Origin of the sequence: Burkholderia sp. SIMBA_062 (assembly GCF_046534765.1) — a bacterium.
Lineage (GTDB): Bacteria > Pseudomonadota > Gammaproteobacteria > Burkholderiales > Burkholderiaceae > Burkholderia > Burkholderia ambifaria.
Map to the genome: position 1 here is coordinate 1 of NZ_JAWRYD010000279.1, position 270 is coordinate 270.

Genomic DNA, 270 nt, shown 5'->3' on the forward strand with positions numbered 1-270 from the left:
GGCGGTCACTTTTCTTTGTCTTCCAAAGAAAAGTAACCAAAAGAAAGGCGCGTCCTTGGGCGGACAGCAAAGGTGGTCCTGCCCAAGTCCCCGTTCTCCAGTCAGGCCGTCGTTCAGCGGTTGAGCCCTCTGCCTCTGTCAGCAGCTAATCAAGAAGGGGACAGTAATGAGTCTCATCGAAGTCAAGGTTCCAGATATCGGCGATTTCAACGGCGTCGATGTCATCGAAGTCAATGTCAAGCCCGGCGACGTGATCGAAAAAGAGCAAAC

Annotated in this window: 1 protein-coding gene; it reads left to right on the forward strand. The window is 52.6% G+C overall.

Annotated features, from left to right (window positions below; genetic code table 11):
• Positions 1–166: 166 nt before the first annotated feature.
• Positions 167–270 (forward strand): biotin/lipoyl-containing protein (locus SB786_RS36360; RefSeq protein WP_410731597.1); only part of this gene is annotated, 104 nt, incomplete at its 3' end.